We start from the raw sequence: 14,659 nt of genomic DNA, 5'->3' as shown, positions 1-14,659 counted from the left end.
CCAGTGTCTTTTTTGTTGCCTGAAACCTGTTAACAGAGGTGTAAGATGAAATCCATCGCCAAAAAAATCGAGCTGACGCCGCCGCAAATTTTAGTCATCGGCTTTGCGGCGATCATTCTGCTCGGAGCTACCTTGCTCTCCTTGCCGATCTCCTCGGCAAGCGGACAACCTACGCTCTTTCTGGACGCGTTGTTTACAGCCACGTCCGCCACTTGCGTAACCGGATTGGTCGTTGTGGACACGGGGACCCATTATTCCATGTTCGGACAAATTGTCATCATATCCCTGATCCAGGTTGGGGGCCTCGGCTTTATGACCATGGCGACGCTGTTTGCTTTCGTGCTCAGAAAGCGCATATCGCTGAAGGAACGGCTCATCTTGCAGGAAGCGATGAACCAAGGGAGCATGGAAGGGATCGTCCGGCTGATCCGGCGCGTTATTGTCTATTCGCTTACGATCGAATTCGCCGCAGCGGTCATTTTCTCCATTCGCTGGTCGTTCGATTTGGGCATAGCCAGAGGCATTTATTTCGGCATATTCCATGCGATCTCATTCTTTAATAACGCCGGGTTCGACTTATTCGGCTCCGTTGTCGCCCCGTTCACGAGTCTGACAACGTATGCGGACGATTGGATCGTGAATATCGTTTCGATGAGCTTGATCATATTGGGCGGCATAGGCTTCGTTGTCATCTCTGATGTCGTTGATTACAAGAAGCATAAGCGGTTATCCCTGCATTCCAAGGTCGTGTTGTCGGCCACAGGCGTTCTGATCGTGGTCGGGGCGATCGTCATCTTTGTTTTCGAGTTTACGAATCAGAGGACGCTGGGCTCCCTGAACTGGTCCGGCAAAATTCTCGCTTCGTTCTTTCAATCCGTTTCGCCGCGGACAGCCGGGGCAAACTCCCTCGATATCGGGGCGATGCGCCAGGCGTCGCAATTTTTTATCATCATCCTGATGTTTATCGGGGCGTCTCCGGGGTCGACGGGCGGCGGGATTAAGACGACAACGTTCACGACGCTGATCGGCGCAATGATCGCGATGATCCGCGGGAAGGAAGATATCGTGCTGTTCCATTACCGGCTCGGCAAGGACCGGATTCTAAAAGCGATTACGCTTACGATGATCGCCTTGTTTCTGGTCATATTCGTCACGATGCTGCTCACCACGACGGAGAGCCAATCGTTCCTGAAATTGCTGTTCGAGGTGACTTCCGCCTTCGGCACGGTCGGATTAACGATGGGCGTTACGCCGGAGCTTTCTTATTTTGGCAAAATCATGATTTCTCTCACCATGTTTGCCGGCCGTCTCGGACCGCTTACGCTCGCTTATGCGCTTGGGCCGAAAGCGGAAAAAGAATTGTACCGATACCCGGAAGGAAAAATTACGATCGGATAGGGGAAGCTAGCGAATGAAACGTAGTCAGTATGCAGTCATCGGCCTCGGCCGCTTCGGTTCCAGCCTCGCGAAGGAACTGATCAAGCTCGGTTATGAGGTGTTGGGCATCGACAAGGATGAAGAAGCCGTGGAGGAGATGAGCGACGAGCTGACGCACGTCGTGGTGGCGGACGCTACCGACGAAGAGGTGATCCGCTCGCTCGGCATCCGGAATTTCGATTGCGTTGTCGTTTCCATCGGCGATGACATTCAAGCGAGTATTTTAACGGCGATTTTGTTAAAAGACTGCGGTGTAGGCATGGTGGTGGCCAAGGCGCTGTCCGAGCTGCACGGCAAAGTGCTGCAAAAGATCGGGGTAGACCGGGTCATATACCCCGAGCGGGATATGGGCATCCGCGTGGCGCACCAGCTCGTATCGCCCAATCTGCTCGACTACATCGAGCTGTCTAAAGATTACACGATTGCGGAGCTCGCGGTGCCACGCAGCTTGAACGGCCGTTCGTTGAAGGAGCTCGATCCGAGAGCGCGGTACGGCTGCAGCGTCGTGGCGATCAACAAGAAGAACGGCGTCATCATCGCTCCGACGGCTGAAGACATGGTGGAAGAGCGCGATGTTATGGTCGTTATCGGAACGAACGAGCAGATCGAGACGTTCGAGAACGAGGTTATCCGTTAGCAGAGGGCGGTGATCGTCAGCAGGGCCGATTTTTCGGGAGGCGAAAAGGCACATATGGAAAATAGCGTTATGATCGAACACGTACTTTTTCTTATTATTTTTATCCTCCTTATCGGTATGATTTTCGGAAAAGTAGCGAGCTGGCTGAAGCTGCCGGACGTCGCTCTTTTTTTGATCGCCGGCGTCGTCGTGGGCCAAGGGCTGCATTTGGTCAACGAGCCGAGCAGCTCGTTCATGAACCAGTTCATTTTGACGACGGGATCGGCGCTTATCCTGTTCGACGGCGGCCGGAATATCAAGTTGTCGGGGCTACGCAAAGTATGGATCACCGTATCGCTGCTCAGCGTACCCGGGGTTCTGATCACCTGCGCCGTCGTTGCTTTTGCCGCACACTGGCTGCTTGGCCTTCCGATGATGTACGCGGTGCTGCTCGGCGCGATCATCTCTTCGACCGACCCGGCGACGCTCATCCCCGTTTTCAAGCAGGTGCGCATTCGTCCCAAGGTTCGGGAAACGGTCGAAAGCGAGTCCGCCTTCAATGATGCGACCGGCTCGATTCTGACCTTCTCGGTGCTTGGGGCTATTACAGGCGGACATGCCTTGTCGCTTGGCACTGGCGTAATCGAGTTTGTGCAGACGGCCGTGGGGGGCATTGTCGTGGGCGTGCTCGTCGGACTCGTTCTGGTCTTTGTCACGGCACACTTCAAGCTCGGATGGCTGCGGGATTATGCGACCATCGCCTTGATCGTCACGGCGCTTGGCGCGTATTGGCTTGGCGACGTGCTGCACGTCAGCGGCTTTATGGCGACTTTCGTGGCCGGACTCATCTGGGGCAATCACGAGCTGTTCAAGCTGGAACTGGACGATAAGCTGCATGAAATGGCTCATTTTACCGAAAATATAACGGTTGTGATGCGGATGCTCATCTTTATTATGCTGGGCAGCCAAGTGAATTTCCGGGTCATCCTCGATCACTTGTGGCCGAGCCTTGCCGTCATCGCCGTATTTATGCTGATCGCCCGCCCGTTGACGGTGCTGGCGTCGGCGCTTCCGGACCGCAAGGCCGGATGGAAGCGCAACGAAATTTTATTCATGTTCTGGGTGCGTGAAACGGGAGTGATCCCGGCGGCGCTGTCGGGGATGGTCGTCGGGATGGGCGTGAAGTATGCGGACGTGATCGCGTCGGTCACGTTTCTTGCCGTATTGCTGACCATCCTGCTGCAGGCCGGAACGACGGCGTATATCGCCCGAAGGCTCGGATTAGAGGAAAAGGCGGAAGGAGAGACCTGACGCTTCGTCTCCCGGTTCTTATAATGTATATTCGTCCGCCGTATGGTAATGCCGGACCGCTTGATCGATGAAGCGGCGGATGGACGGTTCAAGAACGGCTTCTTCCGTGAACAGGAGAGACGTCGTTCTTTTTGTTTGCTCCAGCTCGGGGATGAAGCGTACGGTCAGCTCGTTGTCTTCGATCAAGTTGCGCCGCAAATACGATTCGGGCAAGAGCGTTGCCGTTTTGCAGGTGGATACGAGCCGGGTAATCGCTTCGAACGAGTCGATTTCCATTTTGACGTCGGGGTGAACCCCGCAGCGGTGAAACATCTCATCCATCAAGACGCGGTACCATGTGCCCCGGGAAAAGAGGATCATCGGCAGCTCATGCAGATCTTGAATGGACAGTTCCTCCTTGTCGGCGAACGGATGCCCTTCGGGCAGCACCAGACAGAGCGGATCGTCGAATAAGGGCACGCAGACGATGGACGGATCTTCGATCATGGAGGCGACGAGGCCGATGTCCACGCGTTTTTCTTTGATGAGCGGCACGATCTCGTGCGTTTTGCCGGTAACGGCCTTGATGTCCGTATTCGGGTATTCGCGGGTATAGATCGTAATCAGGTCGGGCAGTGTCGACTGGAGCGTCGTCAGGCTTGCTCCGATGACGATGCTGGCGGGCTTGACGTTTGTTTTGAACGCCTGCAGCTTCTCGTGCAGCCGGCGCTCCAGCCGCTTTTGCTCGAGGGCGAACTCGTAGCATACTTCCCCGGCGCGGGTCAGCTCCAGCCGCTTGCCCTTGCGGACGAAGAGCTGGATGCCGAGATCCTCCTCCAGCCGCATAATTTTGCGCGACAGCGCGGGCTGGGAGACGTTGAGCAGCTGCGAGGCTTTATTCAAGCTCTGCTGCTCGACGACAGTGGCAAATACGTCGATAAGCTCCATGGCGGGTATCCGTCCTTTTCTTATATGTTAATAAGTTATAAGTGTATATAAAAAATCGGCACTTCCATTATAAGCGATTCAGGAGTAGTATGGAATGTGTCACTTCTTGTTCACATTTTTTGCCGCAAACGGTATAAAAGCTTGTCGAAACATGGAAAATAGGCGTAGCGTTTTTTGTTGACGCTCCCAGTATGCGGGAGTACAATGGTAAATGGTTTTGACGAAGCGGTGACAAGCCTTAATTTGAGGGGGGAACGAGTTTCAATGTTTAAAAATTCTTACTTTTCACGGAAGCTGCATTCATTGCTTGGTGTCATTCCGGTCGGCTTCTTCCTGATCGAGCACCTGCTGACGAACTACAAGGCGTTCAGCGGCGGACATGCGGCTTTTTTGGATCAGGTGTTCTGGCTGCATGAACTGCCGCTCGTGCTGCTGCTGGAAATCGTCGGCATTTGGATTCCGCTCGCCTATCACGCCATCTACGGGTTGTATGTGGCTTATACGGCGCGCAACAACGTGTCCAACTACGGCTATTTCCGCAACCAAATGTTTTTCCTGCAGCGCGTTACGGGTGTCATTACGTTCTTGTTCGTAGCGTTTCACTTCTTCCAGACTCGCTTCCAGATTACGCTCGGCAACGTAGAGCAAGCGGCGATTGGCGTTCATATGCATGACATCGCTACCAACACCGTTTACTTCATTATGTACTGTATTGGCATCGTTGCGGCCGTGTTCCACTTCAGCAACGGCATGTGGTCTTTCCTCGTCAGTTGGGGAATTACCGTGGGGCCGCGCGCGCAGCGAGTTTCGACTTACGTATGGATGGGCGTATTCGTGGTGATGTCCATCATGTTTATTCTGTCCTTGACGGCATTTATGAATCCAGATTTCAGTCAGCTGCCGAAAATGGTGAAAGGTTAAGGGGGAGGGACGATCATGGCGAATTCAAAAATCATCGTAGTCGGTGGAGGCTTGGCTGGTTTGATGGCCACCATCAAAGCGGCAGAGGCCGGAGTTCACGTCGACCTGTTCTCCTTGGTGCCGGTTAAACGTTCCCACTCCGTGTGCGCGCAGGGCGGCATCAATGGAGCGGTGAATACGAAAGGGGAAGGCGACTCCCCGTGGGAGCACTTTGACGATACGGTATACGGCGGAGACTTCTTGGCCAACCAGCCGCCGGTTAAAGCTATGTGCGAAGCGGCGCCAGGCATCATTCACTTGATGGACCGGATGGGCGTTATGTTCAACCGTACGCCGGAAGGACTTCTTGACTTCCGCCGTTTCGGGGGAACGAAGCATCACCGCACGGCGTTTGCCGGCGCGACGACAGGCCAACAGCTGCTGTACGCTCTCGACGAGCAGGTGCGCCGCTGGGAAACAGCCGGTCTCGTGAAGAAATACGAGCACTGGGAATTCTTGGGCGCTGTATTGGATGATGACGGCGTATGCCGCGGGATTGCCGGACAAGACCTGCGCAGCATGGAAGTCAATACCTTCAAGGCCGATGCGGTTATTTTGGCGACAGGCGGCCCGGGGATTATTTTCGGTAAAACGACGAACTCGGTTATCAATACGGGTACGGCGGCCAGTGCGGTATATCAACAAGGCGTTTATTACGCGAACGGCGAGTTCATTCAGATTCACCCGACGGCGATTCCGGGCGACGACAAGCTTCGTCTCATGTCCGAATCCGCACGGGGCGAAGGCGGTCGCGTATGGACCTATAAAGACGGCAAGCCGTGGTACTTCCTTGAAGAAAAATATCCGGCTTACGGAAACCTGGTACCGCGCGATATCGCGACACGGGAAATTTTCCATGTCTGCGTTGACATGAAGCTCGGCGTGAACGGCGAGAACATGGTGTATCTCGACCTGTCGCACAAAGATCCGAAGGAGCTTGACGTCAAGCTCGGCGGGATCATCGAGATCTATGAGAAATTCATGGGCGACGATCCGCGCAAAATTCCGATGAAGATTTTCCCTGCCGTACACTACTCGATGGGCGGCATGTGGGTCGACTATAACCAAATGACGAATATTCCGGGACTGTTCGCCTGTGGCGAGTGCGAGTATCAGTACCATGGCGCCAACCGTCTGGGTGCGAACTCGCTGCTTTCCGCGATCTACGGCGGTATGATCACCGGTCCGAAGGCCATTGAATATATCAAAGGCTTGGATAAGCATGCCGAAGACGTTTCGTCGACAGTGTACGACCGCTACAAAAAGCAGCATACGGACAAATACGAGAGCATCTTGAAAATGGACGGCACCGAGAATGCTTACGTGCTGCACAAAGAGCTGGGCGAGTGGATGACGAACAACATGACCGTCGTGCGCTACAACAAGCAGCTCCAACAAACGCTCGACAAAATCAACGAGCTGAAGCAGCGCTATAAAAATATCAACATCAACGACTCGGCCCGTTTCAACAACCCGGGCGTGGCCTTCACCCGCCAGCTGTGGAACATGCTTGAGCTGTCCCACGCGATGACGCTCGGCGCTCTGCTCCGCGACGAAAGCCGTGGCGCGCACTACAAGCCGGAGTTCCCGGATCGTAACGATGAGAAGTTCCTGAAAACGACGAAGGCCAAGTGGACGCCGGACGGTCCGCAAATCGATTGGGAAGACGTGGACGTATCGCTGATCGAACCGAGAAAGCGTGACTACACGACCGACAAGAAGAAGGGAGGTCATTAATCATGGCCGAAGCAACTGCAGCAGCGAACAGAAAGGTCAAGTTCATCGTTACGCGTCAGGAGTCGCCGGAAAGCAAACCGTACACGGAAGAATTTGAAGTTCCTTACCGTCCGAATATGAACGTGATCAGCGCGTTAATGGAAATTCAGCGGAACCCGGTGAACGCGAGCGGCAATAAAACGACACCGGTCTGCTGGGAATCGAACTGCCTGGAGGAAGTCTGCGGCGCCTGCTCGATGGTCATCAACGGCAAGCCGCGGCAAGCTTGCTCCGCGCTTGTCGACAAGCTGGAGCAGCCGATCCGCATCGCGCCGATGACGACATTCCCGGTCGTGCGCGACCTGGTGATCAATCGTGAGCGCATGTTTGCCGCTCTGAAGAAGGTTAAAGCATGGATTCCGATCGACGGTACGTACGACCTCGGTCCGGGACCGCGGATGGCGGAGTCCAAGCGTCAATGGGCCTATGAGCTGTCCAAATGCATGACCTGCGGCGTATGTCTTGAGTCCTGCCCGAACGTGAACGATAAAACGACGTTTATCGGTCCGGCAGCCGTCTCGCAAGTGCGCTTGTTTAACGCGCACCCGACAGGCGAGATGAACGCTCACGAGCGTCTGGAAGCTTTGATGGAAGACGGCGGCATCGAAGGCTGCGGCAACTCGCAGAACTGCGTGCGTTCCTGTCCGAAAGGCATCCCGCTCACCACGTCGATCGCGGCGATGAACCTCGATACGACGAAGCATTTGTTCAAGAAATGGCTTAGCATGTAATCATACCCGTAATAAAAGTCTCCCTTGCTGCGTTAGCAGGGGAGATTTTTTTGTTCGGGAATAGGCAGTTTAGATCATCATTTCCAAATTATGCACTTGTCGAAATTTGTAAAGGGAAGTATATTAATACAAGGCATAATCAGGAAAATATGTTGAGATAGCAATTGTGGGAGCGCGGTTGCATTGGTCGATTTTATATTGTTTATGGTCTTTTCGATAATGGAAACAATGGCGATGTATTATTTGATGTTCCGTTTGTTCAAGTTCGATATGTACCCGGTTTCGATTGTATTTGCGAGTGCGGTAGCGTCGTTTATTTCGTATACGATACGAATTAAGTATGATTTTTCTTCTATCGACATTATCATTCAAATTATATTAATGTTTATGTTTGTCTGGCTTCTTTTTAGAGTTAACGCGTTTTATGCAGGCATTATGACGAGTACCACCTATCTTTCATATGTTTTATTGCAAATGCTGTATTATCTCCTCATGAAGCACATTGGTTTTTTTGATGCAAGGGCCCCCTTTTTAAACGAGTATGGAACCTACGTGCTTCAAGTGATTACGGCCTTTACCGCCTGGTCACTAGGATTTTGGATCAAAACAAAGCGAAAAGGTTTTGACTTTGTTCCACACTCGCCATTTGGACTTGTTAAAATGAACAAAATCAATATCTCGCTTCTTAGTTTAAATGTTTTAGGTTTTTTCGGGTTAGCGGCTATTTTCTATTCTTTTCTGTTAAACAAAAGCATACAGCTGATTTATTTGTCTTTGATTTTAACGTTGATCATGTACTTCATTTTATATTTATCATATAAAAAGGATCGTAGCGATGAATAACGGGCCTGCAAACTCAATCGCGACTTGGATAAAAAATGCGAATCCTGAAAAGACGGCCAGCATCGAAGTAATGGAATATGCTTTATCTATTGTAATAAATACTGTAATAATCGTTAGCACGTCATTAATGATTGGATTTATTAGTGACGAATTCAGCGAAACCGCTATAACTTTATTTTCATTTGCTCTGTTGAGATTTTTTTCTGGCGGTATACATTTAAAGTCCAGCTTCGGATGTATAGCGACATCAATTCTAGTATGTTCTGCAATACCTCATCTTCCGGAGTTAAGTGCAAACTGGATCTTTGTGGCTACTTTTGTTTCGATTTTGCTGCTTCTTTTCTTTGCTCCTCACATCGATGGGGAGACCAAAATCAAAAAGAGCATCCGCCCCTTTTTAAAATGGTTTTCTGTTGTTATTGTTTGCTCCAATTTTATACTTTGCTCGTCAATTCTTTCGGTAATCTTTCTGGTTCAAAGCTTGACAGTTATCCCTGAGGCAAGGAGGTGAGTTCACATGAAAAAACGATTTGCACAAGGAGCTTCTCTAGTATTGTCAGCTTGTGCAGCATTTTTTTTCATTACTCTAAAGCCATTTGCTTTCAGTCCCAAGGTCCCGAAAGAATTGATGGACAAAAATAAGGATTAGTTTGGAGTTGGATTTACAATGCGAGTGCTTCGGGAGGACGGTTCGGGTTACGAACTTGACGACGATGAGATCATTTTTTTCACCACTCATAATAATGTCATCAGCGTACATACCCGCACTGAACGATATATCGTTCCGACGACGCTCGACCAGCTGAGCAAAGCGTATCAAGATTTGTCGTTCGATAAGGTGGATCGATCTTATAGCGTAAGAATGGACCGGATCGAAGGTTACCATGCCGTACGTAAGGCGGTTTATTTTGAGGAGGAAACGACGGACAACACGAAATACGCTCCCGTTTCCGAGCCCAATATGAAAAAAGTGTTAAAGCATTTGGAAAAGAAAAAAGACCAACCTTGAAAGGCTAGTCTTTTTTCGGCAGCGCTCCGGGGAGCGATTGACACCGGTTATGATTGATACGCTGATGCACGAGGTCCTGCAGCAGATGCATGAACATCCAGCTGATGGAAGCGAACTTGCTCTGCTCTGTCGGGAAATCGTCAAAGTAGGCCTTCAAATGGCGACCTACCCCTTTGACCTTCGACATGTTCACGACATTGGAGCCGTCAAGCTGCCAGAAATCTTCAATATGATTTTCCAGATCGTCCAAATCCGCGATAGCCCGGTATTCTCCGTGCAAAGTATGGAAAATAAGCCTTCCGGACTTATCCTTTTCGGTATAAAGAACATCGCTTTGGAGATCGATAACGGCGAGTCTGCTTTCTCCCGTTGGCAAAGTTTGAATAACCGACATGGGCGATTTCATGGAGGCTCTCCTTTTGTGTACTTTTTAACAAAAAATAATCTCCTAAATTATGGTTAGCTATGGAATTGTTACTAGAAATGATAACACGAATTTAGTAATTTTTTTACATTGGTTTAAAATTTAAATCATCTATTGACAAAATAACCCAAAGCTATCTATAAAATTCCGTTGACGAACAGGCAGGCTAGAATGTAAAATAGACATAAATTTAAACGTTTAAATTATGTTAAAGAATTGGAGTGCCGGTTATGAGCAAAAAGCGCCAAATCACGATCGTGGATCTGGCAGAGGCTGCCGGCGTATCGATTGCTACGGTGTCGAATGTGCTGAATCGACGGAATGTGCCGATGTCGGCCGAGACGATTCGGAAGGTGGAAGCGGCGGCAGAGCTTCTCGGCTACCGCCGCAACGTGATGGCAGCCAGCCTCAGCAGCAAAAAGTCTTACGAGCTCGGGATGCTTGTGCCAAGCTTCGGCGGGTATTACGGGCGTTTTGCCGAAGAGATGCAGCGTACCGCTCATCAGTACGGGTATCATCTGTCGGTATTTTCGGCGGCGGGCTTCGATCCGGAGATCGAGAAGCGCCACTTGGACGTGCTGCTGCAGCGCAGGGTAGACGGGTTGTTTTGTCACGGGTTGGCTATGTCTCAGGAAGCCACCAGACAGATCGTGTCGGATGGCACCCCGTTGGTCCTGTTTAACGCATGGGGATGGCCGAGCGACATCGCGGCCGGCGCGGTCAATCTTGATTTTCTTGAGGGCTGCGATGCGATTGTGCGGCATTTGTACGAGCAAGGCAGCCGGAAGATGGTTTACTTAGCGAAAGCAAAATCGCTTGGAACGGACCGCCAGCGCCGTATCGGCTTCCGCAATGGGCTGGACCGGCTTCCGGAATCGATTCCTTCCGCGATCGTGGAGATGGATGACGGGATTACGATGGATGAAGCGGTGGAACAGGTTCTCGCTTTTTCGGACGGGGTGCGGCCGATCGGGGTTATGGGATTCGACGACAATGTGGCGTTGGCGTTCATGTTTGCCGTGCTGCGTCATGGGTACAAGGTTCCGCAGGACGTGCAGATTGTCGGGGTCAACAACGATCCGTTCACATCTGTCTGCTATCCGTCGATGACGACGATGAACATTCCTTACGACAAGCAGGCCCGGCTGGCCATCCGGTTAATGCTGGAGCAGCTCGGGGAGATCGATACGATGGTGCGGATCGATGGAAATTCCGATCGTGTCGAGATTACCGATGCGCACGAGGTTCGCGTTCCGATGCAGCTTGTCCCGCGGATGTCCACACAGTCCGTCTGACGGCGGCATCGGCCTCCGGGCCTTACATAGACGACAACCAGAAAAGGAGCTTGATCCTCATGAGTTTATGGCAAAAGGCGATTGAAGACGCGGTTCAAAAAACAAAAGCCAACATCGGTAAATTTGGCGGCTTGTTTCCTCATGTCAGCGAGAACGGAAAATATATCTTAAACGACAATTGCGATTGGACGGAAGGGTTCTGGTCCGGGATGCTGTGGCTTTGCTATGAACATACCAAGGACGAGGCGTTCCGCGAAGCGGCCGTGCGAACCGTCGAGAGCTTCAAGAAACGGCTCGAAGCCCATCGGGTGCTGGACCATCACGATATCGGGTTCTTGTACTCGCTTTCGGCCAAAGCGCAGTGGATTATCGAGCGGGACCCGGCTGCCAAGCAGCTGGCGCTGGAAGCAGCCGATGTGATGATGCGGCGTTGGCGACCGAAAGGCCGTTACATCCAAGCGTGGGGGCCGGAAGGCGATCCGGAGAACGGCGGACGCATCATCATCGACTGCATGATGAACCTGCCCTTGCTGTACTGGGCTTACGAGCAGACGGGGAAGAAGGAGTACTTGGACGTAGCGGTGACGCATGCCGACAAATCACGGCGCTTCTTGGTCCGCGGGGACGACTCGTCTTACCATACGTTTTACTTCGACCAAGAGACGGGCGAATCGCTTCGCGGGGGGACGCATCAAGGCTACCAGGACGGCTCCACATGGACCCGGGGGCAGGCTTGGGGCATTTACGGGTTCGCCTTGTCTTACCGGTATACGAAAAATCCGCTGTATCTCGAAACGTCACGCCGTATGGCGCGTTATTTCCTGGAGCGGCTGCCGGAAGACGACGTGGCCTACTGGGACTTCGATGCGCCGGTTACCCCGGAGACGAAACGCGACAGCTCCGCATCTGCGATCGCGTCGGCCGGACTTATTGAGCTGCTGTCTCATTTGGACGCCGAGGATGCCGACCGGACCTTCCTGGAGGACGGGCTGCACCGCTCGATGAAATCGCTGGTCGGGAATTACTCCACGATCGGACAGCCGGATGCGGAAGGACTGCTGGAGCACGGCTCGTACAGCGTACGCGGCGGGGCGGCGCCGGACGATTATATGATTTGGGGCGATTATTACTATCTTGAAGCGCTGCTTCGGATGGAAAAAGGCATCACGGGCTACTGGTACGAAAGAAGCTAGAATGAATGGGAAAACTCCCTTACGATCCGATCCGCATAGGATGGCGTAAGGGAGTTTTTTGAATTTGCATGAAAGCGGGAGGTTCGCCGTGTCAATTTTGCAATGGCCTCATGACCGGGCCCTTCTCCGCTTGTTTATGTTTATGACGCAAAAATTGTTTGCCGTACTCGCCGTGCGGATGGATGTTGACATGCTCCGTTTGGATAGTCGAATGCTCGATGCCGTATTTTTCCTTGAGCGTCTCATTGATGGCGAGAATGATGCAAAACGGTTGAATCTTGTCGTCGATAAACACGTGGGCTGTCAGCGAGTAGTGGTCGGTCGATACGGCCCACAGGTGCATTTCGTGCACATCCTCGACCCCTTCAACATCCCGGATCGACTGGCGGATCTCGTCCAAGTCGTAGCGGCTGGGTACCGATTCCATAAGAATGAGGTACGATTCTTTGATGATTTTAGCGCCGCCGGTAAAAATAATGCCGCCGATGACCATACTGATAAGCGGGTCGAACCATTTCAAGCCGGTAAAATAAATGATGACGGCCGAGACAATAACTCCGATCGAGCTGAGCAAATCGCCGATAAAGTGCCATAGGGCGCTTTGGACGTTCAGGTTCTCTTCTTCCTTCATGCTGCGGCTGAGCACAAGGGTGAGCACAAGGTTGACGACGAGACCGATGGACGCGATGATCAGCATCAGCTTCAGGTCGATTTCTTCCGGCGTAATGAACCTGCGGATGCCTTCGATGAAGATGCCTGCGGCGATAATGGCCAACGCCAGCCCATTCAGGAAGGAGGCGATGATTTCGAAGCGCAGATAGCCGAACGTAAACCGCGCATTCGGCGGCCGGGTAGCCAAATAGATGGCAATCATGCTGAGGCCCAGAGCGATAACGTCGGAGATCATATGAGCCGAATCGGAGAGAAGGGCCAGCGAGTTCGACATCAAGCCCCCGATAATTTCGACGATCGTAAAGAAGGTGGTCAAAATGAGCGTAACCCAGAGCGTCTTCTTGGACCGGCTTTGTTCTTTGACATGATGAAGATGATGGAAATCGTAATGATCATCTTGCATGGGTAACACCGTCCTTTCGAGCTGCTGTATGTAACGGATTATACGTCAAGTTCTGAATTTTGGCAAATACTTTAATTGAGATCGTTTATCACTGATTTTATGGGCTTATTCTTCGTTTTTGAGAAGTTTTATCACTTTTTTGATAACTTTTCTCAGTGGAGTGAAAGCGATTATCGTTTTCGTAAAATGGAAACGATTACAATTTTGTTACATAAATGAAATATTCCTGTTACGTATTTAACATGTTGGGGGTGTAATATAATAAGCAAGACCCCCTTTTTAATATATAAACCATTTGAAGGCTCGCCCTGTTGGCGGGCCTCTTTTTTTGTTTCGGGGCGGGAAAGCCTTGATAACCATGGAGCAGGGGGGCTAAATATCAAAAGAGTCCTAGCCGGTCGATTGAACCGGTCAGGGACTCTTTTTGCGGGTAAGCTCAGCTTCATTATTCCATTGGCGGGTCTATATGCAGCTCCTGATCCGCTTCGGTGAAAGACCAACGGGTAAAAGTGACCTCCAGACCGTCACGAGTCGGTGAGCATGTGAAGGGCCCAGCCAGATTGCCGGAAGGGTATGGGAAACGGGCGACGCGAATGGTTCGCCATCCGTGCCTCCCGGTGCGTGCCCGAATAATCACTGCATCCTTCATAACGGAAGCACGAATTGTAACCTCCTCTCCCTCCCATTCCGGTACAGCAGCCAAAGACCAATCGGAATATCCATCCGTTACTACTGCAGCCAGATGAGGAATTCCATCATTGATTTCAATTCCGGCTTTAATCCATTGCTCTGGTTCGTGATATAACAAAATACCGGCTTGATCATACAGCTCTGTGAAGGAAGTCAACAGAAAAGACACTTCTACAGCGCTGTCCGTTTGCCAGTCTGCTAACAGGGCAGCACCGTCTTCAAATTCAAAATCGTATAAAGTCTTTTTCCAAAAATCCCTTCCCTTTTCCGGTACGACCTTCAGATGATCGCCCTCTTGCCGAGCTGATAAAGGCTGGTTGATCCATTTACCTTGCTCCCAATTCAGTATACGTTTAGTCATTAGCTGGTTCC

Annotated in this window: 16 protein-coding genes; 12 read left to right on the top strand and 4 right to left on the bottom strand. The window is 51.5% G+C overall.

Annotated features, from left to right (window positions below; genetic code table 11):
- Positions 1-45 precede the first annotated feature (45 nt).
- The 3 genes from PEH01S_RS05615 to PEH01S_RS05605 are packed head-to-tail and all read left to right on the top strand — an operon-like array spanning position 46 to position 3,364.
- On the top strand, positions 46-1,398 hold the full coding sequence (locus PEH01S_RS05615; protein WP_025850126.1) for a TrkH family potassium uptake protein: 1,353 nt from the start codon (positions 46-48) through the stop codon (positions 1,396-1,398).
- Positions 1,399-1,411: 13 nt separating this feature from the next.
- Positions 1,412-2,074: a potassium channel family protein gene (locus PEH01S_RS05610; protein WP_025850127.1), complete on the top strand. Its 663-nt coding sequence runs from the start codon at positions 1,412-1,414 to the stop codon at positions 2,072-2,074.
- A gap of 54 nt (positions 2,075-2,128) precedes the next feature.
- A complete protein-coding gene (locus PEH01S_RS05605) occupies positions 2,129-3,364 on the top strand; it encodes a cation:proton antiporter (protein WP_025850128.1) in 1,236 nt (411 codons plus the stop codon).
- A gap of 18 nt (positions 3,365-3,382) precedes the next feature.
- Here PEH01S_RS05605 and PEH01S_RS05600 read toward each other — a convergent pair whose 3' ends face one another.
- Positions 3,383-4,291 (bottom strand): LysR family transcriptional regulator, encoded by a 909-nt coding sequence (locus PEH01S_RS05600; protein ID WP_025850129.1) that lies wholly within the window; start codon positions 4,289-4,291, stop codon positions 3,383-3,385.
- A gap of 264 nt (positions 4,292-4,555) precedes the next feature.
- Here PEH01S_RS05600 and PEH01S_RS05595 point away from each other — a divergent pair, with 264 nt between their 5' ends.
- From PEH01S_RS05595 to PEH01S_RS05570, 7 genes are all read left to right on the top strand, one after another.
- Positions 4,556-5,212, top strand: a complete 657-nt coding sequence (locus tag PEH01S_RS05595; RefSeq protein WP_025850130.1) for a succinate dehydrogenase cytochrome b558 subunit — start codon at positions 4,556-4,558, stop codon at positions 5,210-5,212.
- Between the two features lie 15 nt (positions 5,213-5,227).
- Positions 5,228-6,988: a succinate dehydrogenase flavoprotein subunit gene (gene sdhA, locus PEH01S_RS05590; RefSeq protein WP_025850131.1), complete on the top strand. Its 1,761-nt coding sequence runs from the start codon at positions 5,228-5,230 to the stop codon at positions 6,986-6,988.
- Positions 6,989-6,990: 2 nt separating this feature from the next.
- Entirely contained in the window at positions 6,991-7,758 is a 768-nt protein-coding gene (gene sdhB / locus PEH01S_RS05585; RefSeq protein ID WP_127484222.1) for a succinate dehydrogenase iron-sulfur subunit, read from the top strand.
- Positions 7,759-7,941: 183 nt separating this feature from the next.
- Positions 7,942-8,601: a hypothetical protein gene (locus PEH01S_RS05580; RefSeq protein ID WP_025850133.1), complete on the top strand. Its 660-nt coding sequence runs from the start codon at positions 7,942-7,944 to the stop codon at positions 8,599-8,601.
- Positions 8,594-9,112: an accessory gene regulator ArgB-like protein gene (locus PEH01S_RS05575; protein WP_127484221.1), complete on the top strand. Its 519-nt coding sequence runs from the start codon at positions 8,594-8,596 to the stop codon at positions 9,110-9,112. Before PEH01S_RS05580 ends, PEH01S_RS05575 begins: the two co-directional genes overlap by 8 nt.
- Before the next feature lie 6 nt (positions 9,113-9,118).
- Complete coding sequence (locus PEH01S_RS35775; RefSeq protein ID WP_275452160.1) at positions 9,119-9,250, top strand: hypothetical protein; 132 nt, start codon at positions 9,119-9,121, stop codon at positions 9,248-9,250.
- An 18-nt stretch (positions 9,251-9,268) separates the two neighbouring features.
- A complete protein-coding gene (locus tag PEH01S_RS05570) occupies positions 9,269-9,610 on the top strand; it encodes a LytTR family DNA-binding domain-containing protein (protein ID WP_025850135.1) in 342 nt (113 codons plus the stop codon).
- A 4-nt stretch (positions 9,611-9,614) separates the two neighbouring features.
- On the opposite strand, the gene PEH01S_RS05565 is transcribed toward PEH01S_RS05570, so the two are convergent.
- On the bottom strand, positions 9,615-10,016 hold the full coding sequence (locus tag PEH01S_RS05565; protein WP_025850136.1) for a LytTR family transcriptional regulator DNA-binding domain-containing protein: 402 nt from the start codon (positions 10,014-10,016) through the stop codon (positions 9,615-9,617).
- Positions 10,017-10,264: 248 nt separating this feature from the next.
- On the opposite strand from PEH01S_RS05565, the gene PEH01S_RS05560 reads away from it, so the two are divergent.
- Together PEH01S_RS05560 and PEH01S_RS05555 are read left to right on the top strand one after the other, a co-directional pair.
- Positions 10,265-11,329: a LacI family DNA-binding transcriptional regulator gene (locus PEH01S_RS05560; RefSeq protein ID WP_127484220.1), complete on the top strand. Its 1,065-nt coding sequence runs from the start codon at positions 10,265-10,267 to the stop codon at positions 11,327-11,329.
- 59 nt (positions 11,330-11,388) lie between these two features.
- Entirely contained in the window at positions 11,389-12,522 is a 1,134-nt protein-coding gene (locus PEH01S_RS05555) for a glycoside hydrolase family 88 protein (RefSeq protein WP_127484219.1), read from the top strand.
- Positions 12,523-12,613: 91 nt separating this feature from the next.
- Here the strand turns inward: PEH01S_RS05555 and PEH01S_RS05550 are convergent, their stop codons facing one another.
- Entirely contained in the window at positions 12,614-13,597 is a 984-nt protein-coding gene (locus PEH01S_RS05550; RefSeq protein ID WP_127484218.1) for a cation diffusion facilitator family transporter, read from the bottom strand.
- 445 nt (positions 13,598-14,042) lie between these two features.
- On the bottom strand, positions 14,043-14,648 hold the full coding sequence (locus PEH01S_RS05545; protein WP_025850140.1) for a DUF1349 domain-containing protein: 606 nt from the start codon (positions 14,646-14,648) through the stop codon (positions 14,043-14,045).
- Positions 14,649-14,659 lie beyond the last annotated feature (11 nt).

The organism is Paenibacillus ehimensis NBRC 15659, assembly GCF_004000785.1.
GTDB classification, from domain to species: domain Bacteria; phylum Bacillota; class Bacilli; order Paenibacillales; family NBRC-103111; genus Paenibacillus_G; species Paenibacillus_G ehimensis.
Note: the sequence above shows the minus strand (reverse complement) of the source record. Positions and strands in the feature narration are given on the sequence as shown.

What these genes read in the sequence shown, in the direction of transcription:
- PEH01S_RS05545 (WP_025850140.1), bottom strand. Translation starts at nt 14,648, where the DNA reads ATGACTAAACGTATACTGAATTGGGAGCAAGGTAAATGGATCAACCAG.
- PEH01S_RS05550 (WP_127484218.1), bottom strand. Translation starts at nt 13,597, where the DNA reads ATGCAAGATGATCATTACGATTTCCATCATCTTCATCATGTCAAAGAA.
- PEH01S_RS05595 (WP_025850130.1), top strand. Translation starts at nt 4,556, where the DNA reads ATGTTTAAAAATTCTTACTTTTCACGGAAGCTGCATTCATTGCTTGGT.
- PEH01S_RS05615 (WP_025850126.1), top strand. Translation starts at nt 46, where the DNA reads ATGAAATCCATCGCCAAAAAAATCGAGCTGACGCCGCCGCAAATTTTA.
- PEH01S_RS05575 (WP_127484221.1), top strand. Translation starts at nt 8,594, where the DNA reads ATGAATAACGGGCCTGCAAACTCAATCGCGACTTGGATAAAAAATGCG.
- PEH01S_RS05610 (WP_025850127.1), top strand. Translation starts at nt 1,412, where the DNA reads ATGAAACGTAGTCAGTATGCAGTCATCGGCCTCGGCCGCTTCGGTTCC.
- PEH01S_RS05555 (WP_127484219.1), top strand. Translation starts at nt 11,389, where the DNA reads ATGAGTTTATGGCAAAAGGCGATTGAAGACGCGGTTCAAAAAACAAAA.
- PEH01S_RS35775 (WP_275452160.1), top strand. Translation starts at nt 9,119, where the DNA reads ATGAAAAAACGATTTGCACAAGGAGCTTCTCTAGTATTGTCAGCTTGT.
- sdhA (WP_025850131.1), top strand. Translation starts at nt 5,228, where the DNA reads ATGGCGAATTCAAAAATCATCGTAGTCGGTGGAGGCTTGGCTGGTTTG.
- PEH01S_RS05570 (WP_025850135.1), top strand. Translation starts at nt 9,269, where the DNA reads ATGCGAGTGCTTCGGGAGGACGGTTCGGGTTACGAACTTGACGACGAT.
- sdhB (WP_127484222.1), top strand. Translation starts at nt 6,991, where the DNA reads ATGGCCGAAGCAACTGCAGCAGCGAACAGAAAGGTCAAGTTCATCGTT.
- PEH01S_RS05560 (WP_127484220.1), top strand. Translation starts at nt 10,265, where the DNA reads ATGAGCAAAAAGCGCCAAATCACGATCGTGGATCTGGCAGAGGCTGCC.
- PEH01S_RS05600 (WP_025850129.1), bottom strand. Translation starts at nt 4,291, where the DNA reads ATGGAGCTTATCGACGTATTTGCCACTGTCGTCGAGCAGCAGAGCTTG.
- PEH01S_RS05605 (WP_025850128.1), top strand. Translation starts at nt 2,129, where the DNA reads ATGGAAAATAGCGTTATGATCGAACACGTACTTTTTCTTATTATTTTT.
- PEH01S_RS05565 (WP_025850136.1), bottom strand. Translation starts at nt 10,016, where the DNA reads ATGAAATCGCCCATGTCGGTTATTCAAACTTTGCCAACGGGAGAAAGC.